Origin of the sequence: Microvirga sesbaniae (assembly GCF_025460805.1) — a bacterium.
In the GTDB taxonomy this organism is placed as follows: domain Bacteria; phylum Pseudomonadota; class Alphaproteobacteria; order Rhizobiales; family Beijerinckiaceae; genus Microvirga; species Microvirga sesbaniae.
On record NZ_JAMXFJ010000011.1, the window covers coordinates 1 to 22,549 of the forward strand.

A 22,549-nucleotide genomic window follows, 5' to 3' on the forward strand; every position below is an offset into this window, starting at 1 on the left:
CGCTTGAGAGCCTTGCGGAGGAAGCACTTGGCTGAGGTGAGATTGCGCCGCTCGCTGAACCAGAACTCGACCGTATCGCCATTGCTGTCGATCGCTCGGTAGAGATCCGTCCATCGTCCGCGGACTTTGATATAGGTTTCGTCGACATGCCATCTCCTGGTTACGGATCGCTTGCGAAGATTGAAGCGCTGGAGCAGTTCGGGCGCATACCGGACAACCCACCTGTGGATCGTCGCATGATCGACGGAGATGCCCCGCTCGGCCATCATCTCTTCCAGGTTCCGCAGGCTCAGGTTGTAAGCCAAGTACCACCGCACGCAGAGAAGGATTACCGATCGATCAAAGTGCCTTCCCTTGAACATGCCACCCTCTTCCTTGGAGTCCGGAAGGGTTTAGCTGAAACTCTAAAACAAAACGTTTGCGACGCATCCGACGAAAATCCCTTGATCTCCTTCAAGTCTAACTGAATCAGGCTCCGGTTGAGGCTGCGCACCAGCAAGCACCAGCAACGTGCAGGCCGTGGGTTATACCCGTTATTCACAGGCCATGGCGATTATAGTTAACGATTACCTACCCGCCTCTTTCTCAGCCGAATCGCTGCTTTTCATGAGCAGAAGCCGCAGGCTGGGAGGTGGCAATGAGAAGCGAGATCGGCCTTAGTAAGCGGCATCCAAGTGTCCCCGACGTGGAGCTATTGCGCCGGATCGCGCAGGACATGCGCTCCCTCTATGCCGATGTGATCAAGCAGCCATTGCCTCTCGATATTGCGGTCGCCCTATCGCGCATCGACCGGGAGCAGAGCCGTGCTGTGGGTCAGGCGCAACGGTTCAGGACCTGAAGCTTCAGGTTCCCGCCGAGTCAGACGGTTGCCAGAAGAGCGATGGCAAGGACAACGGACCCGACAACGACCGCTACGCCGGTCCAAGCGACTCCTCGTGGGCGGCTGTGAAAGCTGACGGCCTGAGGAACTGCCATCCCTTGCTTCCTATGCATAAGGAATACGATGACTTCCTGACAATTTAATCCACTTCCCGAGCGAGGTATCCGGCGCAAAGGGAGTATAGCAGAAGAGGCAGAACGGACCTGAGCGGTCTCGTTCTCATGCCAAATTATAGTGGCAGGAAGCGCTTTGTCAGGTCGGATGCCCTTCCGTATCATCGATCTCGGGCGACTGCTCCACGGGGATTTGCGGATCCGGCACCTTCGCACTCTCGGTTGGATCGGGTTCCCTATTCTGGTGGGCTGGGTTGCCGGTCCCGTCTTCCTTCACACCGCTGCGGCGACTGCTGTTGACGCTCAGGTTCTCTAATCCCGTGTCTTGGTTAGCGCGCTTTTCACCTGTCATGATCATCTCCAGATCACATCCATCAGGTGAACGGTGATTAGGGCGCTCGGTTGCCAAAGCTAACCCGTCACCGCATGCCTGATCCGAGCAGCCGCATCTATTGGGTCGATACCATCCGTGTACCAATCCAAGATCGCCAAATAGAGGCTATTTCGCAGAAGTGGGTGATGCTCGGAGGGAAGGTGCTCTTCGACAGCCTCCAGGTATCGCGAGAAGGGCTTTAGCATCGAACCAGCCTCCCTTGATTGTCATCACTCCGGGACAGTGTCGTTCCAGGTAGAGCATCAATGAAGCAGGATTTTGTCTTCTACTCTCCACACAAACTCTAAGTATGTTTCTGTGTTACGAGAGAATAGGATGCTGAACTTGTGCACCGCTGGTCTGAGTCTGGTACCGGCGCGACAACTTTAGAGCAGCACGGAACCTTCCTTCTCGTTCTGCGCTAATATCGATTCCGTGCTCTTCCGGCTGCGGGATCAGCCATGCCCGACGACCCTCAGAAGCCTCTACAGGAGTTGCGTCAGCGAATACTCAGTGAGGGGTTGCCGAAACTGTCGGCAGAGGCATTGCGCGTGTACAAACGGGAGGAGCGGCGTAGTCCGAAGCTGGCCCAGCCGAGTGGTTCCAAGCCTCCGCTCAGCCTGTCCTCAGAAGCGCTCCGACTGGTCCACGAGAAATCCGATCCTGCATGGCCGTGGAACCAGCGATAACTGACTCTCCCGGCACTTAATCTCCGGTCGTTCAGCTAACCGTGGCGGTTAAGGTGACAGCGCTACTTCGGGAAGTGCTTCTGCTCCTCAAGGACCTTGGCCGAAGCCATCACTTCCCTGTAGCTGCGGTGTGTTCATCAGTAAGAGTTCCGATTAGACGCAGCAATTCCTGCTGTTCCGGACCCGAGCCGCGACTCAAGAAGGCCACGATATCCTCATGTTCCACATGTCCTCCCGAAGCCAGATTGGCTTCATGATGGACAAACACAGTCCCTGAAGGGTCTGCAACCAGATACCAGAGGTCACCGCTTGGGCTTTCGTAGAGCTTACGTGCCTTCTTCATAGAGCCTCCTGCAAGATAAGCTTGGCGCGTTTACTCTACCTATGACAATACAAGTCAGAAATTACGATCACCTTAACTGGGCAGTTCTTATTAACATTAAACGGCGTCTTCAGAATAGATGTGCGTGTTCTGGCTCACCCAAGTTAAGCTGGGTCCGTCAATTCGGCCGGCTCTGCTGGGTTAATTGCCGAGATCGCATGCTTGTAGACGATCTGTGTACCGGCCCCCCGGGCCAGTTGGACCGTGTATTGGTCGAACCGTTTGATCCGTCCCACGAGCTTGATCCCGTTCACGAGGAACATCATAACCTCAACTTCACTGTCGCGAAGCTGTTTGAGGAACATGTCCTGTATCATCGGGGTCCTTTGCACGGTCACACCTGAACCCCTCGGCACTATGGCACCGCTCACATGCGGCGCTGGGCGACTGGAATTCTGGGAAGCCGCTCTGCCTCAAGAACCCTCGTCGCTTGTGGCAACTCACACTCAGCATAGTCTCGTATGGGTCTTGCTGTCTCACGAAGACGAAGGCTGAGGCGCTCGATCTCGGGCACCGCCATAGGCACTCCGTGCGCAGCTATCATCTCGGCGAGGTCTTCAGGAAGTGCATCAACGTGCTCTTGAAGGAGGTGGAGGGCTGCACGGATGGTACTCAACTCTCGTTCGTCTACAACAAGGGCGAGTTTCTTCATTGGGGTGTATCGGCCTCTAAGCTTGTCCTTGTAGGCTAATGACGGATACGGCGGAAACAAGGCAACTGCGTGAGCGGATCATTGGCATAGTGATCTAAGCCACGGCGACGCATTCGATCTCAATGTCGAATTCCATCGGCCAAGAGGCGACCGGCACGAAGGTGCGCGAGGGTGGGTTTTCCGGAAAGAAGCGAGCGTAGACCCGATTGATGACCGAGTAGAATCCCGCATTGCTGGCGTAGACGCGGACCATCACCACCTTATCGAGGGATGTGCCTGCACTCTCCAGGCAGTGCTGAACTGCTTTGAGCGAGGCTTCGGTCTGAGCCTCAATATCGCCTCGGATGAACTTGCCCGTTTCCAGGTCGAAGGGCGGCGTCCCCGACACGAAGACGAAGCCATTGGCCTTTGTCACCAGTGAGAGAGGAACTCCGACATTGCGGACGCCCTGTGAGAGGACCGGCACCTCGATGATCTCTTTGGACATGGCAAGCGCCCTTTCCAGCCACCGCACTCTGACTGACAAGGCGGTGCCATTCCAAGAACTCTTGCGTATAGGAGGTTCGCCTTTCTCTCGACGGAAATGGCTTTGGCATCGAGAATGGCCGCACCACAATGGAGAAAGGGCTATGCCTGCCGCCTACCTGATCGTCATGATCAAGATCACACGCGAAGAGGGCTGGCCCGAGTACCGTCAGAAGGTGGCCGAACTCTTCGCTAAACATGGCGGACGCTATATCGTCCGGGGTGGACCTGTCGAGGTTCTGGAGGGTTCCTATGACGGGCGGCGATTGGTCGTATTCGAGTTTCCGTCAATGGAGACGATCCGATCCGTCTGGCACTCACCGGAGTATGCGGAAGTGAAAACTGCGTGAGGGCGCAGGCGAACTGGATGTTTGGGCTGTGCCAGGGGTTTGACGTTCACGGCGCTCCTTCCACGCGAACCCTGCCTCGATCATCATTCTTTCCGCCCAAACAGAGTGGCTATCAGGCCAGCACGTACCGGAGCAGGCTGATGCTCAATTTCAACCTGAGTTGGTTCGGCGAAAGTCTCAGCTTCGGGTATTTGTTCGACCGCAATCCCGGAATGGGTCTGCGCGTTAGGCGGATGCGGCTCGTCGGCTTCTTGCTTCACCTCTTCCCGTGAGTCCATAAACGGTAGATCGACCGTAGGCTCTTGCTCCAGGTCGGCTGCTACGGACAGGACCTCTATCCTTCCAGGGAAGTCATTTCGGCATTCATACGGGACGTAATCGTGGAAATCGGGCCTGATCCGGTGCGGCTGGTCGAGAAGGACCTCACTTTTGACTTCCAGCACGAAAAAGCGTCCTTCCGGAGTCTTCACGTCCACCCGCCTGACCACGCCCTCGGAGAAGCTCTTCCATGGACGGGCTGGATGGAAGTGGACTCTGACCTGATCCCCCACCGCGATCTTCACCTCACCCATTCACCGGTGCTCCACCTCGTTGCGTCAGGCGCTGAGAGGCCCAGATAGCAGCTTGGGTGCGGTTGGCGGCACCAATCTTGCGCAGGATTGCTTTGACATGAACCTTGATGGTGGCTTCCGTGATGTCGAGCTTGCGCGCAATAACCTTGTTCGGCTCGCCTTGCGTCAGGCATCCCAGGATTTCCCGTTCTCGCAGCGAGAGCTTGCAGGCTTTCAGGTCAGGCGAATCAGGCTCTGCCATGCTGCCGTGGAGCGGCTGCTCCTGGTTCTGGCGAGGCCCGCCCATGAAAGGGCGCAGGACCTCAAAGGGCAATACGGTCTCGCCGAGCATTACGAGTTCAAGCGACTTGATCAGAACGTCGGCGGCACTGGCTGCTGAACAAAAGCCATTCACCCCAGCCTCATGACCTGAGCGCACAAAGCTGAGGTCGAACCGTTCCGCCAGAGCCACGATCCGCGCCTGCGGGAACTGCTCTCGCATCTGCCGTATGATCTCAAGCAGACGCTCAGTGGTCTGATGGGTATCGACAAGAATCAGGGCAGGCTCGAAATTCCCATTTTGAAGCAATCGTGTTTCAGAATGGGTTGTGGCGAGATCAAACGGCGTGTCCTGTAGGATGTGTCGAAGCCCCGAGCGCAAAAGGAAGTTATCGCAGATCAAGGCCGTTGGGATTGCTGCGGTATGGCTGGTGGACGAAGTGTTCGTGTCCGACGAGCGATCATCTACAAGCGTCAGCGTAGTCATCTATGCCCCCTGCCTAATTTCTTCCCTTAAGAGAAAATTAATAGGTCAGGAGAGCTACGTCTGTCGGCTTTCAGACAGTCCTCCAATTAGAAGAAGACTCCTAACCGTGACATGCAGTCACATCTCTGTGATTGTGCGTGATGAAGCCGCGATGTCTCACGAAGAGCGAGCATTGCCTGAGCAACTTCGCAGTAAAAGATACAATGAAACATTCGCGTTACCATCTGCGGCCCTTCTAAGCTTCATCCAGTAATGCAGGAGCGCTGCGAACAAGAAAAAAGCGCCCGTGAGGGCGCTGGAGGTCCCGGCCCGTAGGGGCAGAAAGGCCGGTGAAACTGAAAGCTAATCAGCCTGCCGCTTGAAGTTCATCCAACATGGCTGACGAGAGGTGCTTCTGGAGTTCGGTGATCAGCATCACATAAGGCTGACGCCGCTCGCGGTGCCTTCGCTGAAGGTTCTCAACGATCTGCTTCTTCAGCACACGATCAGTTCGGCTGCGCTCAACCCGCTGCACCTCGTGCCGATGCTCGAAGTCGAGGTTGGACAGAGTGCGCGAGGTGCTCTGCAACAGGTCCTGCAAGTCGAAGCTGTGGTTGCCGCCGACGATCAGGCGGTTCAGCGCAAAGGAAACATGCTGCTGGTTCTGCATTGGAGCCCCCGATTGGCCTGTGCCGAGCCGTCCCCGTGGTCAGGTCGCCAAGCTCGACACAGGCTTATCTTCAAGAAACGTTCATCCCTAAACTATCATGCTCCAGCATACATCAGTTATGAGACGGCTCTGATCACCTCAGCATGAGAATACTGATTAGTGCCGAGCCATACTGCTTAGATGTTTTTGCTGAAGGCGAGGTACGCAATACTGGAGAAGAAGGCATCTGTCTGTTGGAAACCCGACAAAGAGGCTCGCTATTTTGTATAGGTCAGCCTGCCGCATGTGTACGGCCTCAGTTCGGTTCTCGTGCTGGCCCAGCCAAGGGTGTGCTGGGAGCAAGGCGACAGCGCTCCCGAAACACCTGTTGCGCGGCAGCAAGATCAGGAACCCAGGTCTCGAACCGCGCCGTCATCACACCGCGTCCCTCCACCTTCAAGGATTGGAGCCCATTGGTGTGCAGCGGCCCCAGGATGCTGTCACCTTCACCGAAGAACAGGGTGCCGTCCTCCCACTCCAGCAGCACAAAGCCTTTGTCGGTCTGGACAACGAAGCTTTGGCAGAACGGCTTGAAATCAAAAACAACTGTGCCGGTGAAGCGGGGATTACCGGGGCCGCTTGTGATGAGACCTACGATGGCAAGGAAGAAAGCAACACACCAAAGGGTAACGGCCAGGAGAGGCTTTGTCATCGCAGGCCCCCTCGCAGGAGTGGAGAGACCGCCCAGATCGACGCAGCACGAACTTCGAGAACATTATAGCTGATTTCGGCGGCTATGTTAATGCGCCTTCTCACCCCACCGTGAGCACATACCCATCGCACAGGATGGCGAGCCATTCTGGCCCTCGGAAGACCTCGTGTTCCCTATAGAGACTGGACACCTCACCAAGCCCGCAGCACAATTCCCTACGAGTTCGCGCCGAGGGTCCCATGGATCGGCAGGAGCACAGGATCGAGCGCCGACTGGCGGCGATATTTGCTGCTGACGTAGCAGGCTACTCGCGCCTGATGAGCCAGGACGAGATCGGGACGCTTCGGACCCTGACCTCTCATCGCGAGATCATGGATGGCCTGATTACCGAGTATAGAGGTCGGATCGCCAACACCGCTGGCGACAGTGTTCTGGCCGAGTTCCCGAGTGCCGTCGATGCCGTCCAGTGCGCCGTAGCTGTGCAGGAAGCCATTGCCCAGGTAGCCCACGACACTCCGGAAAATAGGCGTCTTCAGTTTCGGATCGGGGTGCATGTCGGCGATGTCATGGTCCGAGGTGGCGATCTGCTTGGAGACGGGGTGAATGTTGCAGCGCGATTGGAGAGTCTTGCTGAACCAGGGAACGTCTACATCTCTGACGCCGCCCACACGTATGTTCGCCGGTCATCCACCCTCGGCTTCGATGATCTCGGGCCGCGGGAAATTAAGAACATCGACGAGCCGGTTCGCGTCTACCGTGTCACGACTTCACCTTCACCCTTCTCGGGCTTGGCGCAGGCAGCGCCAGCGAAGGCGCTCCCCCTGCCTGATAAGCCGTCGATTGCTGTCCTTCCCTTCGCGAATATGAGTCGAGACCCGGACCATGACTATTTGGCCGATGGCATTGTGGAGGAGGTTCTTGCCGCTCTGTCCCGTGTGCGCTCCTTTTTTGTCATCTCCCGTAGTTCCAGCTTTACCTACAAGGGCAAGGCTGTCGATCCGCGCGAAGTGGGACGAGAACTTGGCGTCCGATACATCCTGGAGGGAAGTATCAGGCGGTCAGGTCAACGCCTGCGGATCATGGCTCAGCTTATCGACACCACAGCCGGAAGCCACGTGTGGAGTGACCGGTATGATGGCGAGGTCTCGGATATTTTCGACCTCCAGGATCGGGTCACAGAGTCTGTTGTCGGAGCGATTGAGCCGAGGATCACCTTATCTGAGATTGAACGGGCCAAGCGCAAGCGCCCAGACAATCTTGATGCCTACGACTGTGTGATGCGAGCCTTTCCGGCGCTCTGGTCACAGGAGCCAGACGAGATCGCAGAGGGTCTCAGGTTCGCACGAGAAGCAATGCGGCTTGACCCCGCCTATGCCTTACCAAAGGCATTGGCCGCATGGGGGCATGCTCAAGACGTAGTCTACACCCGGACGGCAACGCCGGATGAGGACCGGGAAAAGGTGTTCCGGCTGGCCCAGGAGGCTGCGTCCCTCGACAACAACGATCCTCTTATCCTGACTGCGCTTGCGACCGCATACTCGCTTCTCGGCCAGTTTGATCTGGGTCTTGCCGCTGTTGAGAAGGCGCTGGCTCTGGACCCGAACTCCGCTTGGGCTTGGTCGCGGAGCGGATATCTCCATGTCTACAAATCCCGACCGGAGCGAGCCATCGAGCATTTCGAGCGCGCGATCCGGCTGAGTCCGCTGGACCCGATGCACTACAATACGTTGTTTGGGATCGCGGGAGCGCATTTCGTTCGGGCCGACTACGAGGAAGCGGTTAGATGGATCGAAAAAGGTCTGGCCGAGAAGCCCAGCGCGGTTTGGGTGTATCGCTTCCTGACAGCAGCCTACGCCAATGCAGGACGGATTGAGGATGCAAGGTGGGCGGCTTCCAAGCTCCGTGCTGCTTACCCGTCCATCACGATTTCGCAGATCGTCCAGGTGGTTCCTGCTCTTGGTAAGCTTCCGGCTTATGCGGATGGGCTTCGAAAGGCGGGTCTGCCCGAATGAAGTTGGGATAATCACCCTACCGACTGCACGTCCCGCGAATATTCGACATACTTTGATCAATGCAGCCTTGCTCCCGCAGGCGGGCATCTACTTTCGGTCACATGCAATTACGCCATCCGCGATCCAGAGGACACCACTCCCGCAGCTTCGTCCAGCGCTTCTTCATCTGCCCGCCTCTGACCGCGATGGCGACAGCCTTCTTCTGTCCCACCAACACGACCAGACGCTTGCCTCGGGTCACACCGGTATAGAGTAGGTTGCGGGCCAGCATCGTGAAGTGCTGCGTCACGACCGGAATGATCACGGCGGGATACTCGGAGCCCTGTGACTTGTGGATCGTGGTAGCGTACGCGGGTACTAGGGTGTCGAGTTCGCCGAACGGATAAGACACTTCCCGCCCGTCGAATGAGGCGATCAGAGCCCCCTCCTCGTCGTCGATTCTAACCACCGTGCCAAGGTCGCCGTTGAACACCTCCCGGTCGTAATCGTTCTGTGTCTCCATTACTCGATCACCGGGCGAGAAGCGCCAGCCAAACCGTTCCACCTTCGCGGGAGGGTTGGGGTTGAGCACCTCCTGAAGCTGGATATTGAGGTTGCGGGCTCCGAGCACACCCCGGTTCATCGGGCAGAGCACCTGGATGTCCTTCATCGGATCAAGGCCGAAGCGGCGCGGCCTGCGCTCCTTGATCATCTGGACGATCTTCGGCACCCCCTCTTCGGGATCGGTGATCTCCACGAAGTAGAAATCACTGTCCTTGCCAATCTTCTGCGGCTCGGGCATCTGGCCCTTGTTGATGCGGTGGGCATTGACCACAATCCGGCTTTCCGCTGCCTGCCGGAACACCTCAGTTAGCCGCGCCACCGGGATACGATCCGAGGCGATGATGTCAGCCAGCACCTGCCCGGAACCAACCGAGGGCAACTGGTCCACGTCACCCACCAGCAGCAAGCCTGCATGAGGGGGAATGGACTTGGTCAGGGCATTCATCAGCGGCACATCAACCATCGAGGTCTCGTCTATCACGAGGAGGTCGCAATCAAGCGGGTTCTCCTCGTTGCGTGAGAAGCCACCGTGCTTGGGATCAATCTCCAGCAGGCGGTGAATGGTCTTGGCCTCCAGCCCAGTCTGCTCAGTCATGCGCTTGGCCGCGCGACCTGTGGGAGCAGCCAGAGCGACCCGGACCCCTTTGGCAACCAGCAGGCGCAGGATCGTGTCGAGCAGGGTCGTCTTGCCGACACCGGGGCCGCCGGTCACCACCGCCACTTTGGAGCCGAGCACCAGCTTGAGTGCCTCGCGCTGCGAGGCCGCCAGGGTCTTGCCCGTGCGGCTCTCCACCCAAGGAATAGCCTTGTCGAGGTCAATCTCAGGCCAGGGTGCTGGACCAGACGACCGCTCGATGAGACGGGAGGCGATGGCCTGCTCGGCGAGATGCAGCCCTTTGAGGAACAGGCAGGTCTCGTCGCCGATTGTGTCCGAGACGACCTCCCCTTTCGCAAGTTCCTCGGAGATTGCCGTGCGGATCAGGCCCGCATCGACCTCAAGCAGTTGTTCCGCCAGCCGGGTAAGCGCCTCGACCGGCAGGGCGCAATGGCCCTCGTCGGTGGCTGTCTGGAGCGCAAACGAAATGCCTGCCCGGATGCGCTGCGGGGCGGTCTTTTCCATGCCGAGCTTGGCCGCAATGGCATCCGCCGTCCTGAAGCCGATGCCACGTACGTCCTTCGCCAGTCGATATGGGTCCTCGGTCATGACCTGAACGGACTCATAGCCGTAGGTTTTGAAGATGCGGACCGCGCGTGCCGTGCCGACCCCGTGCGCGTGCAGAAAGATCATGATTTCCCGCACCGCCTTCTGCTCGGCCCAGCCCGCCACAATCTTCGAGGCGCGCCAGGGGCCAATGCCCTGCACCTCAGTCAGGCGCTCTGGTTGGGCCTCGATGATCTCGAAAGTATCCACGCCAAAGGCGGCGACGATGCGCTTGGCCATGGCGGGTCCGATGCCGCGCATCTGGCCCGAGGCAAGGTACTTCTCGATCCCCTCTGCTCCGGTCGGAGGCGTGGTCTTGAGCACCTCAGCCTTAAACTGAAGCCCATGATCTCGGTCGCTGATCCACAGGCCGCTGGCGGTGATCCATTCGCCTGCAGACACAGTGGGTGTATGACCGACGATTGTTACGAGGTCACGCTTACCGCGCGTATGCACCTTCAGGACGGCAAAGCCATTGTCCGCACTGTGGAAGGTGACGCGCTCGACCGAACCCGCGAGGGTCTCCAAGGCAGGTCGCTGATCGGCCTGTGCGGGGCGAAACATCTGATTCATGGTGCCTGCCGGGAGGAATTCCCAGCTTCTTCGAGTTTATCGCTGGATGGCGCTGCTGACGAGGTGGTGCTTCTCCGCTCCCATCCCCACCAAGGCTATCAGAACCGACCTCTCGGACGGCTCGCAGCAAGCTTGAAGGAAGATGCAGGAAGCCAAAGCGTGACTTGACCCCGATATATGTTCTATGTTTGTTCTTTTCGAGGCATAGATCAAGAGAGGTCCACCAGATCATGATTCGCACCGGATCAGACCAAAAGCTCACCGAACCCGGTGAGGCCGATCAACAGGCAAAGGACCTGAAACGGCTGCTCGCAAAAGCTGAACAGCAGATCAGGAAGCTGCAAGAGAAGGTCGCGGATCAGAAGCAGCAGATTCGTGAACTACAGGCTCAAGCCAAACATGAGGCTGGCCTTGCTGCTGAGCGTGAGGAACTCAAAGCTGAGATCGCTGACCTGAAGGGTGAGATCAAGGAACTGACCCGCGCCAACAGGGAGCATGTGGAAAAAATCGAGACGTTCCGGGCCGAGAACGTGAAGCTGAAGGCTGGAGCAAAGGTCCCGCCGCCGAGCAGAGTGGGCGCTCAGACAGACCTCCGAGGATCACCGCAGCCCTTGTTGTCCTGAGGATTGGAGAGGCAGGCTCATCTACGGTTCTCCCGACATCGCTCCTGGACCGCTACCCCACGAGCGTCCATATGGAAGGCATGGCGAAAGCATTGAAGCCCAACCCAGGCGGAACGCGAGGCAGGCGCAAGGCACCTGAGCCACCCGGTATTCGGCTGCCGATCCGCATCAGCGTGGATCGGGAGGCCCTAAACGCCTTGGACAAGCGAGCCATTGCTGCCCAGGCCGGAATCGGGATCGTGGCAGGCTGGCTGGCAAGCTGGCTTGTGGGCGGCTCCGGTCTTCTTCAGTACGTGGTTACCGGGCTGGCGGGATCGCTCGTCGGCGGCTTTCTCCTGGAGCGCTTTGGAATTGACCTCGGTATTCGCAATCAGACCGCCAGCCGGATTGCCACCGCAACGATAGGTGCAGTGATTGTTGTCATCCTAGCGCGTCTTATCGGCTGACGTATATCGACTCTCACGACGTTCATTCACATAACTTGATGCTGGGACGAGACTTGGGGGTCTACAACCAAATGAACATCTTCATACTGACGGGGGCTGGTGTGTCAGCCGAGAGCGGCCTGGGCACCTTTCGGGATAAAGACGGCCTTTGGTCCCGCTTTGACCCGATGAAGCTCGCCACGCCAGAGGCTTTCGCGCACAATCCCGATCAGGTCCATGCCTTCTACAACATGCGCCGCCAGAACCTTCTATCAGCAGAGCCTAACGCTGCTCACCGGGCGCTTGCCCGTTTGGAAATCGGTTTAGCGGAGCGCGGTGACAGCCTATTCCTGTGTACGCAGAATATCGACGACCTCCATAAGCGTGCTGGATCGCAGCGGGTGATCCATATGCACGGCGAACTGCTCAAGGCCCGTTGCATCGCCTGCGGCGAGACGATGTCATGGCGTGAGGACTTGAGCGTCGAGGTCCCCTGCCCGTCCTGCCGCCGTTCTGGAGGCTTGAGACCGCACGTGGTCTGGTTCGGCGAGATGCCGCTGGAGATGGATGCAATCTACGATGCTCTACTCGAAGCCGACCTGTTCGTCGCCATCGGAACATCCGGGTCGGTCTACCCGGCTGCCGGGTTCGTGTCCGAAGCACGCGGTCACGGCATCCGCACCTGTGAGATCAACTTGGAACCCTCGGACAATGCCAGACAGTTCGACAAGGGTCGGTATGGACCAGCAAGTGAGGCCGTCGCGGCTTGGGTCGAGCAGATACTCTCGCAAAAAGTTTGAGCGACCAAGCCGGGGTTCCCGCTCTCCGTCCACCTCATCCCAAATAGGAAGGTCGCCAACAGGGACACAGGTGAAGACGCCATTGCTCACCAGACCATAATCATGGGTGGCTCCTCTCGTGACCAGTACGACTGAGCCGACCTCAAGATCGGTTAGGGCTCCCGCGACACCAGAGAAAATCAGGTCGTCGCAGCCGAACGTCGTGAACAGGATCGTTGCCAGCGTGGCGGCGTTGACCTTGCCGAACCCGGACTGGGACAGGATGATCGGTCGAGAGCGGTTTGGGACCTGCCCTCTCCAAAACTCGAAACCGGCAAGGGTGGTCGGCTCCTGTTCGAACTCGAACCGATAATGAAGAGCGTCGAATTCCTCAGGAGTCGCACAGAGGATGCCTGTCGTCATCGAAGCTGCTTCATCTGTGGGGATCAGCGTCGGACGGTTCGTCAACAAGCCGCTTGATCTCGAAAACTATAGCGACGAGGACAGCGGAACATATGAGGAGCTTGGTCAAAACGGCGAGCGTCCCCTCCTGGATACCGGGGTTCATCCCGATCAGCGGGATCAGCAGCAGAGCCGGAATGCCAAGCGTAATGGCCCCCAAAATATAGAGCGCACTGGCTGGCCTGTCAGATGCACGAATCTCGTGAGAGTGAGCCATCGAGGCATTCTGGGCCGAAGTCTTTATCTTGTCTGAAGCATCCACCAGACCGGGAACCGACACCCTCATTGCTTGTTGCGTCATGGTAATCCTCCCCTGATTTGTGCTTCACACAAGTGTGTCGGGCAGACCCAGGCGTTGCAAGGCAATCAGCAACCCAGAGCAAATGCAAAGCGGGTACCTTCCTCCTAATCTTCCGCCTCTTTGGCCTCAGCGGCTGTCCAGAGCCCCACGATCACGTCGGGATCTGTGATCCGGAAAAGCTGCTCCATGGTCATGCTAGTCGAGAGGCCATAATGAAGCATCTTCTCACGATCAGCCTCGAACGTGTCCTGGTCAGCCCATTCAGGCCGAGCATCGATCAGAGCGCTCATCATGCGCCACACGCGGTGGGATTGAGATTGGCCGAACATTGCCGCCTCTTCCTACATCCATTCTCTGTTTTCCCACCGATGCCAGAAAAGATCGAACAGATGATGAACGGGCAGGCGGTTCATTCCAGGATGATCGACTGATAGTACGGACATTGTTACTCATTCGGGTTGGAAAGGGGTGACGAGAGGCCCTAAAAGCTGGACACCCTGCCCAAGCCCAAGCAGAATCGATCTGGAACTGCACCGAGGGGCTCATGGGTCCGCAGGAGCACAGGGTCGAGCGACGGCTGGCCGCTATCTTAGCGGCTGATGTGGTGGGCTCGTCACGTCTCATGGAGGAAGACGAGGAAGGCACGCTCCTGGCTATTCAAGCAATTCTGTCGGAGCTTATAGAGCCAGTCGCCACACGGCATCATGGGCGCATCGTCAAGACTATGGGCGATGGGGCTCTTTTAGAGTTCGCCAGCCCAGTGGAAGCCGTCCTATGCGCCGTCGAAGCCCAGGCAGCAATCCGCGACAGCGCCCAGGGTCAGGCTGGTATCCAGCTACGAATAGGAATCAACCTGGGAGATCTTGTCGTCAGCGAAGTCGGGGACATTCTCGGAGACAGCGTGAACGTGGCTGTTCGCCTCGAAGGCATCGCCGATCCTGGCGGCATTTGCGTCTCGGGCAAGGTCCACGACGAAATCCAGGGCAAGCTCGGGGTCTCGTTTGAGGACCGGGGCGAACAGTGCCTGAAGAATATCGCTCGCCCCGTCCGAGTTTACGCATACCGTGGAACCGCCCCAGCATTGAAGACACCTCCAGAGTTCTGTGTACCCGAAAAGCCATTCATTGCGGTCCTGCCATTCACTAACTTGAGCGGCGATCCCAAGCAGGAGTATTTCGCGGACGGGATCACAGAGGATTTGATTGCTGCGCTGTCCCGGTACCGGTGGCTTTTCGTCATCGCCCGTAATTCTGTCTTCACGCTGAAGGGCCGGGCCATGGATATCAGGGAAGTTAGCCGCCGACTCGGCGTCCGTTACGTGCTGGAGGGCTCTGTTCGCAAAGCGGGCAATCGGGTGCGCATCACGACCCAGTTGGTCGAGGCGGTGACAGGCACCGATATCTGGGCCGGGCGCTTCGACCGTGACCTAACAGACATCTTTGCGTTACAGGATGAGATTACCGAGAGCGTGGTATCAGCGATCGAACCCAGCTTGCGAACGGCTGAGATCGAGCGAGCCCGAGCGAAGACGACGGACGACCTGGACGCATATGACCTCTACCTTCGCGCTCTGCCCGAGTTCTATGCCTTTACCGAACCGGGCTTCCGCCGGGCCGAGGCACTCCTGAGGCAGGCTGTTGAACGTGATCCCGGTTATGCCGAAGCCTGGGGTGCGCTCGCTGATTGCACAGGTCGGCTGGTGGTTGGCGGGTGGACTAAAGACTGGGACGCGGACGCAGCCCGAAGCCGAGAGGCTGCTCTGCAGGCAGTTCAGTGCGATTCAAGTAACGGTCTGGTTCTCTCCATCGCCGCGTGGTCTCTGGCATCGCTCTCGGGAATGCTGGAGCAAGCCGTCACCTTTTGCGAGAGGGCTTTGGATCGCCAACCTAACTCGTCGAATGTTCTGACGAACTGCGGGTGGGTGCTGGTGTACAACGATGAGTGCGGGCGTGCCCTGACCTGCTTGGAGAAAACGCGGCGGCTGAACCCACTGGACCCGCGCGGCTACATCACCTTGAATGCGATGGGGGCTGCCCATTTCATGGAAAGCCGGTTCAAGGAGACGGAGCAGTTCACTCGGCGAGCCCTGGAGATGAACCCTGGACATCCCATCTCGCTTCGCTATTTGACGGCGGCGCTGGCGCAGATGGGTCGGCGGGCCGAGGCCACGGAAGTTGGGCGCTTGTTGCAGTCCGCCCCCTGGGAAGCAATGCGCACACACTTGCACCGGACATGCTATCGCAATCCCGAAAAACGTGAACTCCTGTTCGAAGGGTTGCGGATAGCCGGCCTCCCCATTTGACGCTCTCATACCTAACTCTTCGACAACTGTCCCCTCCCACCTTGTTCAGGCCCATCCGGGGATCACGATTGCGGCAATCAAGCAAGCATCAATGCCCCCGAGCCCGTCCTTTCAGCATGCGCTGTTTGACGACCTGCGCACGGCTGGTCTTCCAGAGTGACACCGATTAAATTCGCTTCTGCTGCGGGCTGATCGTATGGTTGGGTGCTGATCATAAGCCGCGTGGCGTCGTGTTCCCTGGGGGCGTGGCTCCCGTCGATTTCTTGGCAGCCTTCTCACGTTGGCCGATGGCACTGCGGCCTATTAGTCCCACCATCCTGCGGGAAGCGATCCATGGCTTCGTCAAACCGGGAATGATCGCAGCTACACCGACTTCGAAGGCACGATATCAGTCGTTGAAGCTGGCTATCTGGCCACGTCGCAGAGCAATAAAAAACAAGATCACTCGTCTAAGAACGAGCGCCTACAGCTTATATCGAGCCAGTGTCTGTTATAATATGGAAGTATTTCGTGAGAACTTTACCCCTAAGATCACTCTTTACGATGGATGTACCTACGAGCAAGCCCTCGCTGTTATTTGGAGTCGCAAGCTCAGCGAGTGCGAAGTCGCACCTAATCCGGGTGCTTCAATCCGCTTCCACGACGACGCAGCCCTTTTGGCATTCAATTTCCAGTTTTATGAAACGACCGTATTTTTGGACGAAACTGCGCTGGTCTCTCCTGCCGAACCAAGAGCCTTCGAGGCGTACATTTCGGAGAACAATCTGGAAAGTAGCGTCACCCGAACCGACCTTCTCGCCATGCGATTCTATGATACGGACGACCAGCGAGCTTTCGAGGCAGAGGCGGGCTTTGGCACCGCAATCCACATTGCCTGCACGGATCATGAGTAGCGGGTGCCCGCAAGCACCTATTCATTCTCCCCATCCAGTTGCTTGACGGCCTGATGGTGCTCTGCCATCTTCCTGAAAAATCCGTTTTATCAGTTGCTTACGCCATCCATGATCAAATCCGAACTGGTCCAGAAACTCGCTGAGCAGAACCCGCATCTTTATCCGCGCGACGTCGAAAAGCTCGTGAGCGCGATCCTCGGCACCATCGGCGATGCGCTCGCACGGGGAGACCGGGTTGAGCTTCGTGGCTTCGGGATCTTCACAGTAAAGAAGCGCGGTGCTCGGACGGGCCGCAACCCTAAGACGGGGGAAGTCGTTGCAGTGTCGGAGAAAGTTGTTCCTGTGTTCAAGACGGGCAAGGAGATGCGCCAACGCCTCAATCCCGCATCGGCCAAAAAGCCAAAGAGAGCGACAGCCGGTGCGACTGCCGTCAACCATCTCGTAGAAGCATAATCTCCGCGAACACCGCCTCCACTTCCTTGAAACGATTTTCTGCCTCTGCCCGGTCTCGCTTCGGGTGGACATCGGGATGGAACTGCCTGCGGTAGGCCATACGGGCAGCCTTCGTTAGATACCTTGACCGTTCCTACCGGTTCAAACAGTTTTGGTTCCAGCGACCGATCCTGCACCGCCCGAAGATCCATTTCGCCTATCATCCCGGAGCGACGAGCTTCGGATGCAGAACTGATTGTAGGCGAAATAGCCCATGATAATGCCAGGGCGCGGGAATCGGGTACAATACTTGCAATTTCTGGGCTGCACCTTTAGCTGCCGCTCACGAGCTACTTGCAACCCACAAAGGTAGCCCACGAGGGCACAACCTTAGCAGGTGCCTCAAGCAAAGGCTTTTCTAATGTCCAACGAAACACCTACACCGAACTACATTGAGCTTGCGGCTGACGTCGTGTCGGCCTTCGTCAGCAACAATTCTGTACCCGTTGCTGAACTTCCTCACCTGATCAGTAGTGTCCACGCTGCGCTTCAGAATGTCGGTCAGCCTGCTGCAAAGTCGGAAGAGGCAAAGCCCACACCTGCCGTTTCAGTAAGGAAGTCGATCACTCCGGAATATTTGATCAGCCTCGAAGATGGCAAACAATACAAGTCCCTCAAGCGGCATCTCACAAAGCTTGGGCTCACGCCCGAAGCTTACCGCGAGAAATGGGACCTTCCCCGCGACTACCCAATGGTAGCCGCAAACTACGCGGCTAGACGTTCCGAGTTGGCCAAGAGCATCGGCCTTGGTCAAATCCGCTCAAAAGCAACCCAGACTAAAACCGCCGCTAACGACGCAGTAACGACCGCCCCCGCAAAGGCACCGGCCAAACGCGGGCGGAACAAGGCTGCCTAAAGATACAGCTGCGATAAGTTTGAGAGGCCGCTCATGGCGAGCGGCCTTTCTACGTTCCCGATTCAGCCGCAGTACGGTACGGAGCCCCGATGATGGCCTCTCAAGCCACTTGTCAGCCTGTCCGGCGAGCGCTCAGGCTCCTACCCGTTTCAAACAATTTGAGACCAGTTTGAGAGATCTCCTGGTATCCATTCTCGTCAGTGATTTTGCGATTCTGTTGCAGCTTTGAACCCTGCTCGGCCCGAGCTACGACAGGGACTGGCAGCGAAGCGAAATATCAAGAACCCGTTCGAGGGTCGCCAATTTACAGCGGAGGTCATCCTGTGGGCGGTGAGTTGGTACTTACAATTCCCGATCAGGTATCGCCATCTTGAATGCATGCTTGAGGATCATGGGGTCCGCGTTGATCACACGACCTTATTGCGCTGGATCCAGGCCTACGCTCCAGAGCTCGAGAAGCGCATCCGACGGCATCTACGTCCGACGAACGGCTCATGGCGCGTGGATGAGACACATGTTCGGGTAAAAGGCGAGTGGGTGTACCTGTACCGCCGTCGATACGACTGGGCAGACAATCAACTTTCTGCTTTCGCCCAAGCGGGATGCGGCAGCCGCCCGGCGGTTCATTCGCAAGGTATTGGGACAGCCCCACATGGTCAATCCGCGGACCATCACGGTCGACAAGAATGCTGCCTATCCAATCGCGACGAAGGCGATGAAGAGGAAGGGGGCGCTATGGCGCTTTGCCAAACTCCGGCAGGTTAGGTTATTGAATAATATCGTCGAGCAGGATCACCGGCGCATCGAGCGGCGGGTTCGCCCGGGGCCTGGCTTCAAGAGCTTCGCGACGGCCACGCAGACGATTGCCGGCTACGAGGCCATGGCGATGATCTGCAAGGGACAGGTTGTCAGTGCCCCAGCGAACGACATGCTCACGCAGCGCGACTTCATTGCTACCGTATTCGGCGCAGCCGCGTGACGTGCGTCCCGGGCGGGCCTTCGCGCGACCTATGTCAGGAGTTGCAACGGAACCCTTTGCATCGCACTTATCGCCTCATTCCTTCTTCGTGTCGGCGGTCTCGTCCCTCATGTGCCGTGAAACAACAGTTTCCTCACCGAGGAGGCCACGCGGCCGCAGCAACAGGATGAGCATGAGAAGCAAGCCGATGAGCACGACCTGCAAGGTAGCCGCCCGCGCCTGATACTCGCTCGGGACGAGTTCGCGCAGCACATTTCCGGAGAGGGTCCACAGCGCCCAGACCACTAAGGCTCCCAGTATCGCGCCCCGGTTGTTACCGGAGCCACCCACGATCAGCATCGTCCAGAGTTGGAAGGTGAGGATCGGCAAGAAATCCTCCGGAGCGATGTAGCCGACGAAATGCGCATAGAGCGCGCCGCCGAGCCCCATGAGCATGCAGCCGACTACAAAGGCCTGTAGCCGAAACCGGAACGCCCGCTTGCCAAGGGACTCGGCCGCCGTCTCGTCTTCCCGGATGGCCCGGAGGACGCGCCCCCATGGGCTGCGCACGAGACGCTCCAACGCCACATAGCTGAGACCAAGCAGCGCCGAGGTGATCAGAAGGTACGTCACGTTCCAGGCGAGGCTGTCGGTGATCACGTCGGCAAAGGGCTTCGGGATGAACTGCAGCCCAAACGGGCCGCCCGTCAGTCCTTTGGCGTTCAGGGCGACGAGCTGCAGGGTCACAGCGACGCCGAAGGTTGCAATGGCGAGGTAGTCGTGCCGAAGCCGCAAGGCCGCTATGCCTATGATGAAGGCCGCAATCCCAGACGTTGCCATGGCGCCGAGCCAGCCGAGCAGAATTGGCAACCCTAGGCCGCCGATCTGATCGGGATAATTCGGCGCCGTGATAAGTGCGGACGTGTAGGCTCCGACCGCCACGAACCCTGCGACGCCAACATTGAACAGGCCCGTGAAGCCCCATTGCAGATTGAGGCCGAGCACCACCAGAGCGAAGATCGTAGCGAAGACGAGGAAGAACGTGCCATACGAGAGCAGTCCGAGAAGATCGGGCATCACGTCCTCTCGCCGAAAAGGCCGGTGGGACGGATGAGCAGAATGGCTATGAGCACCGCGAATGCGGTCGCTGCGCGGTATTCTGCCCCGACGAGGGGCACCGACAGACTTTCTGCAAGCCCTACGATCAGGCCTCCCACGACAGCCCCGTAGACGCTGCCGATCCCGCCGAGGATCGCCGCGGCGAAAAGGGGAAGCAGCAGGTCGAGGCCGAGCTGCGGCCGCAGCTGGACGGTGAGGCCCGAAAAGACGCCCGCCACCGTCGCGAGCACGGCGCCGATAATCCACGTAGCGCGAATGATTTGATCGACATCAATACCCGTCACCCGGGCGAGCTGCGGATTGTTGGACGTCGCACGCATCGCCTTACCGAGGGTCGTGCGCGTGAGGAAGCCGTGCAGGCTGACGACCGAGACGGCCGTCAGGCCGAGGACGAAGAGCTGATCCGGGGTGATGCGCAGCCCGCCTAGGACGTCTCGCGGGATCAGCCGGATCGCGACCTGGATCTCTCGGCTATAGTATTCCGGAATCGACCCATAGATGAACTGGAGCAGGTTGCGCAGCACGAGAGCGGCTCCGAAGCTTGCCATGATCAGCGTGATGGCATTCCCATGCTGCCGAAGCTGGCGAAAGAGCAGCCGATCGACCAGAAGCGCCAGTGCCGCGGTGGCAACCGCCGAAATTGCGAGCGCGACGAGAAGCGGCCAGCCAAAGGAGAACGGACCGAGAGGTTCCGCCGGGCCCCAGACCGCCACGATTCCGATAAGGGCTGTCCAAGCCAAATAGGCGCCCCAGGTCAGGAGCTCGCCGTGGGCGAAGTTCGCAAACCGCAGGATCGAATAGACCAGCGTCACGCCGATCGCTCCGAGCGCGATGACCGAGCCGATGATGAAGCCATCGGCCACGAGCTGCAACACTATGAGCCTCCTTGATGTTGTCCAAGATAGAGTGCGGCTACCTGGGGGTCGCCTGCGAGATCGCGCGCCGCTCCTACGATCCTGGTGCTTCCTTCGACCAGGACCGCGCCACGGTCCGCGATGGCAAGAGCCGCTTTGACGTTCTGTTCGACCAGCACGATCGTAACGCCTGTGGCGCGCACGTCGAGGAGCTTCTCGAACACGATACCCACAAGCTTCGGCGAAAGGCCAGCCGATGGCTCGTCCAGCAGCAGGACCTTCGGCTCTCCAACGAGCGCCCGGGCTACTGCGAGCATCTGGCGCTGGCCGCCCGAGAGCCGCCCCGCCAGGAGACGCCGCTGGCGTGCAAGATCTGGGAACAGGTCATAGAGGTCGCGCAGCCGCTGCTTCTTTGGCACTCTCAGTATCGAGGCGGCGAGATCGAGGTTGTCCTCAATCGAGAGATTCACGAACACGTTCTCGGTCTGAGGCACGAAGCCGAGGCCCTCGTGCGCCATATGGTGGGCCGCGCGTCCCGTGATGTCGCGATCGTGCAGAAAGACCCTTCCGGCGGAGACTGGCACGAGCCCGACGATGGCCTTGATCAGGGTTGACTTGCCGGCCCCATTGGGTCCGAGAAGGGCGACGATCTCGTTTGGCTCGACCGCAAGCGACGCGCCCCGCACGATGGGAAGGCCCGGCTCATAACCGGCTTCCAGTTCCACGACCCGAAGAGCCGTCACGCGACGGCTCCGCCGAGATAGGCGTCGATCACCCTCGGGTCGTGGCGGACCTCCTGCGCCGTGCCCGTCATCAGGATGCGCCCTTGCGCCATCACCATGATGGGGCTGCACAGGCTCATCACAAGATCCATGTTGTGCTCGATGATCAGGAACGTGACGCCCTGGCGGTTGAGGGTCACGATCCGGTCGACGATAGCATCCAGCAAAATGGGGTTGACCCCGGCGCCGGGCTCGTCGAGCAGGATCAGGCGCGGTTCGGCCACGAGGACACGGGCGAGTTCGAGGAGCTTGCGCTGTCCACCGGACAGGACGCGGGCGGGTTGATGGGTGAGATGGGACAGGCCCACAAAATCGATCCAGTGCCGCGCGGCCGCCGCCAGTCGCCGCTCCTCTGCGGCGACGCGGCCCGGGGTGAGCCAGTTGGCCCAGAACTGCTCGCCCCGCTGGCGCAGCGGTGCCACCATGACGTTCTCCAGCACCGTCATCTCCGGAAAAGGCCTCGGAATCTGGAAGGTGCGGGCAAGTCCCTTGGCGAAGATGCGGTCCGGGGAGAGCCCATCGATGCGCTCTTCTCCGAGGCTGAGCGATCCCGATGTCGGGGGAAAAAGGCCCGCCACGCAGTTGAAGAGGGTCGTCTTGCCGGCCCCATTCGGCCCGATCAGGCCGGTGATCGTTCCCCTCTCGATCACGAAGGAGACCTCGTTGACGGCGTGATTGCCGCCGAAGGTCTTGGTGATCGATTGCGCTATCAGCATGACTGGAAGAGCGTTCCGGGCGGGCGAGGTTGCGGGG

At 58.8% G+C, this 22,549-nt stretch carries 27 protein-coding genes and 2 pseudogenes; 11 read left to right on the top strand and 18 right to left on the bottom strand.

Annotated elements, in window-relative coordinates; genetic code table 11:
- On the bottom strand, positions 1-362 hold a 362-nt coding region (locus OCW50_RS16045), incomplete at its 3' end, for an IS6 family transposase (RefSeq protein WP_262298196.1).
- Positions 363-637: 275 nt separating this feature from the next.
- Here OCW50_RS16045 and OCW50_RS16050 point away from each other — a divergent pair.
- The gene (locus OCW50_RS16050) at positions 638-838 is read left to right on the top strand and encodes a hypothetical protein (protein ID WP_262298197.1); all 201 of its coding nucleotides are present in this window, start codon (positions 638-640) and stop codon (positions 836-838) included.
- Between the two features lie 294 nt (positions 839-1,132).
- Here the strand turns inward: OCW50_RS16050 and OCW50_RS16055 are convergent, their stop codons facing one another.
- The 5 genes from OCW50_RS16055 to OCW50_RS16075 form a co-directional block, all read right to left on the bottom strand.
- Positions 1,133-1,345, bottom strand: coding sequence for a hypothetical protein (locus OCW50_RS16055; protein WP_262298198.1), 213 nt, complete (start codon positions 1,343-1,345; stop codon positions 1,133-1,135).
- An 819-nt stretch (positions 1,346-2,164) separates the two neighbouring features.
- On the bottom strand, positions 2,165-2,398 hold the full coding sequence (locus tag OCW50_RS16060) for a hypothetical protein (protein ID WP_262298199.1): 234 nt from the start codon (positions 2,396-2,398) through the stop codon (positions 2,165-2,167).
- A gap of 143 nt (positions 2,399-2,541) precedes the next feature.
- Positions 2,542-2,742 (bottom strand): RNA chaperone Hfq, encoded by a 201-nt coding sequence (gene hfq / locus OCW50_RS16065; RefSeq protein WP_262298200.1) that lies wholly within the window; start codon positions 2,740-2,742, stop codon positions 2,542-2,544.
- Between the two features lie 62 nt (positions 2,743-2,804).
- A complete protein-coding gene (locus OCW50_RS16070; protein ID WP_262298201.1) occupies positions 2,805-3,089 on the bottom strand; it encodes a hypothetical protein in 285 nt (94 codons plus the stop codon).
- 94 nt (positions 3,090-3,183) lie between these two features.
- A complete protein-coding gene (locus tag OCW50_RS16075) occupies positions 3,184-3,576 on the bottom strand; it encodes a RidA family protein (protein WP_262298202.1) in 393 nt (130 codons plus the stop codon).
- Between the two features lie 142 nt (positions 3,577-3,718).
- Between OCW50_RS16075 and OCW50_RS16080 the strand changes: the two genes are divergently transcribed.
- Positions 3,719-3,964, top strand: a complete 246-nt coding sequence (locus tag OCW50_RS16080; RefSeq protein ID WP_262298203.1) for a DUF1330 domain-containing protein — start codon at positions 3,719-3,721, stop codon at positions 3,962-3,964.
- Between the two features lie 83 nt (positions 3,965-4,047).
- On the opposite strand, the gene OCW50_RS16085 is transcribed toward OCW50_RS16080, so the two are convergent.
- The 4 genes from OCW50_RS16085 to OCW50_RS16100 all read right to left on the bottom strand — a co-directional run bounded on the left by OCW50_RS16085 (position 4,048) and on the right by OCW50_RS16100 (position 6,621).
- On the bottom strand, positions 4,048-4,536 hold the full coding sequence (locus OCW50_RS16085; RefSeq protein WP_262298204.1) for a hypothetical protein: 489 nt from the start codon (positions 4,534-4,536) through the stop codon (positions 4,048-4,050).
- Positions 4,529-5,281: a LuxR C-terminal-related transcriptional regulator gene (locus OCW50_RS16090; protein ID WP_262298205.1), complete on the bottom strand. Its 753-nt coding sequence runs from the start codon at positions 5,279-5,281 to the stop codon at positions 4,529-4,531. Before OCW50_RS16090 ends, OCW50_RS16085 begins: the two co-directional genes overlap by 8 nt.
- 346 nt (positions 5,282-5,627) lie before the next feature.
- Positions 5,628-5,930, bottom strand: coding sequence for a hypothetical protein (locus tag OCW50_RS16095; RefSeq protein WP_262298206.1), 303 nt, complete (start codon positions 5,928-5,930; stop codon positions 5,628-5,630).
- 295 nt (positions 5,931-6,225) lie between these two features.
- A complete protein-coding gene (locus OCW50_RS16100) occupies positions 6,226-6,621 on the bottom strand; it encodes a hypothetical protein (RefSeq protein WP_262298207.1) in 396 nt (131 codons plus the stop codon).
- A gap of 239 nt (positions 6,622-6,860) precedes the next feature.
- Between OCW50_RS16100 and OCW50_RS16105 the strand changes: the two genes are divergently transcribed.
- On the top strand, positions 6,861-8,633 hold the full coding sequence (locus OCW50_RS16105) for an adenylate/guanylate cyclase domain-containing protein (RefSeq protein WP_262298208.1): 1,773 nt from the start codon (positions 6,861-6,863) through the stop codon (positions 8,631-8,633).
- A gap of 97 nt (positions 8,634-8,730) precedes the next feature.
- On the opposite strand, the gene recD2 is transcribed toward OCW50_RS16105, so the two are convergent.
- Positions 8,731-10,950, bottom strand: a complete 2,220-nt coding sequence (gene recD2, locus OCW50_RS16110) for an SF1B family DNA helicase RecD2 (protein WP_262298209.1) — start codon at positions 10,948-10,950, stop codon at positions 8,731-8,733.
- A gap of 230 nt (positions 10,951-11,180) precedes the next feature.
- Between recD2 and OCW50_RS16115 the strand changes: the two genes are divergently transcribed.
- From OCW50_RS16115 to OCW50_RS16125, 3 genes are all read left to right on the top strand, one after another.
- On the top strand, positions 11,181-11,573 hold the full coding sequence (locus OCW50_RS16115; protein ID WP_262298210.1) for a hypothetical protein: 393 nt from the start codon (positions 11,181-11,183) through the stop codon (positions 11,571-11,573).
- Between the two features lie 71 nt (positions 11,574-11,644).
- The gene (locus OCW50_RS16120) at positions 11,645-12,019 is read left to right on the top strand and encodes a GlsB/YeaQ/YmgE family stress response membrane protein (RefSeq protein WP_315974435.1); all 375 of its coding nucleotides are present in this window, start codon (positions 11,645-11,647) and stop codon (positions 12,017-12,019) included.
- Between the two features lie 71 nt (positions 12,020-12,090).
- Positions 12,091-12,798, top strand: a complete 708-nt coding sequence (locus OCW50_RS16125; protein ID WP_262298346.1) for an NAD-dependent deacylase — start codon at positions 12,091-12,093, stop codon at positions 12,796-12,798.
- Positions 12,799-12,906: 108 nt separating this feature from the next.
- Here the strand turns inward: OCW50_RS16125 and OCW50_RS33410 are convergent.
- The 3 genes and pseudogenes from OCW50_RS33410 to OCW50_RS16135 form a co-directional block, all read right to left on the bottom strand.
- Positions 12,907-13,200, bottom strand: a pseudogene (locus OCW50_RS33410) (5'-methylthioadenosine/S-adenosylhomocysteine nucleosidase family protein); the annotation flags it as partial.
- Between the two features lie 10 nt (positions 13,201-13,210).
- Entirely contained in the window at positions 13,211-13,540 is a 330-nt protein-coding gene (locus OCW50_RS16130; protein WP_262298211.1) for a hypothetical protein, read from the bottom strand.
- Positions 13,541-13,644: 104 nt separating this feature from the next.
- A complete protein-coding gene (locus tag OCW50_RS16135; RefSeq protein ID WP_262298212.1) occupies positions 13,645-13,869 on the bottom strand; it encodes a hypothetical protein in 225 nt (74 codons plus the stop codon).
- Between the two features lie 215 nt (positions 13,870-14,084).
- Between OCW50_RS16135 and OCW50_RS16140 the strand changes: the two genes are divergently transcribed.
- The 5 genes and pseudogenes from OCW50_RS16140 to OCW50_RS16160 all read left to right on the top strand — a co-directional run bounded on the left by OCW50_RS16140 (position 14,085) and on the right by OCW50_RS16160 (position 19,062).
- Positions 14,085-15,842, top strand: a complete 1,758-nt coding sequence (locus tag OCW50_RS16140) for an adenylate/guanylate cyclase domain-containing protein (RefSeq protein WP_262298213.1) — start codon at positions 14,085-14,087, stop codon at positions 15,840-15,842.
- 200 nt (positions 15,843-16,042) lie between these two features.
- Positions 16,043-16,735, top strand: a complete 693-nt coding sequence (locus tag OCW50_RS16145) for a hypothetical protein (protein ID WP_262298214.1) — start codon at positions 16,043-16,045, stop codon at positions 16,733-16,735.
- Positions 16,736-16,843: 108 nt separating this feature from the next.
- On the top strand, positions 16,844-17,188 hold the full coding sequence (locus OCW50_RS16150; RefSeq protein ID WP_262298215.1) for an integration host factor subunit beta: 345 nt from the start codon (positions 16,844-16,846) through the stop codon (positions 17,186-17,188).
- Positions 17,189-17,588: 400 nt separating this feature from the next.
- Complete coding sequence (locus tag OCW50_RS16155) at positions 17,589-18,083, top strand: Ros/MucR family transcriptional regulator (protein ID WP_262298216.1); 495 nt, start codon at positions 17,589-17,591, stop codon at positions 18,081-18,083.
- Between the two features lie 276 nt (positions 18,084-18,359).
- A pseudogene (locus OCW50_RS16160) lies at positions 18,360-19,062 on the top strand (IS6 family transposase).
- A 75-nt stretch (positions 19,063-19,137) separates the two neighbouring features.
- Here the strand turns inward: OCW50_RS16160 and OCW50_RS16165 are convergent.
- The 4 genes from OCW50_RS16165 to OCW50_RS16180 are packed head-to-tail and all read right to left on the bottom strand — an operon-like array spanning position 19,138 to position 22,512.
- Positions 19,138-20,118 (bottom strand): branched-chain amino acid ABC transporter permease, encoded by a 981-nt coding sequence (locus tag OCW50_RS16165; protein ID WP_262298217.1) that lies wholly within the window; start codon positions 20,116-20,118, stop codon positions 19,138-19,140.
- The gene (locus OCW50_RS16170; RefSeq protein WP_262298347.1) at positions 20,118-21,038 is read right to left on the bottom strand and encodes a branched-chain amino acid ABC transporter permease; all 921 of its coding nucleotides are present in this window, start codon (positions 21,036-21,038) and stop codon (positions 20,118-20,120) included. The genes OCW50_RS16165 and OCW50_RS16170 overlap by 1 nt, the downstream gene beginning before the upstream one ends.
- Positions 21,035-21,757 (bottom strand): ABC transporter ATP-binding protein, encoded by a 723-nt coding sequence (locus tag OCW50_RS16175; protein ID WP_262298218.1) that lies wholly within the window; start codon positions 21,755-21,757, stop codon positions 21,035-21,037. Before OCW50_RS16175 ends, OCW50_RS16170 begins: the two co-directional genes overlap by 4 nt.
- A complete protein-coding gene (locus OCW50_RS16180; RefSeq protein WP_262298219.1) occupies positions 21,754-22,512 on the bottom strand; it encodes an ABC transporter ATP-binding protein in 759 nt (252 codons plus the stop codon). Before OCW50_RS16180 ends, OCW50_RS16175 begins: the two co-directional genes overlap by 4 nt.
- Positions 22,513-22,549 lie beyond the last annotated feature (37 nt).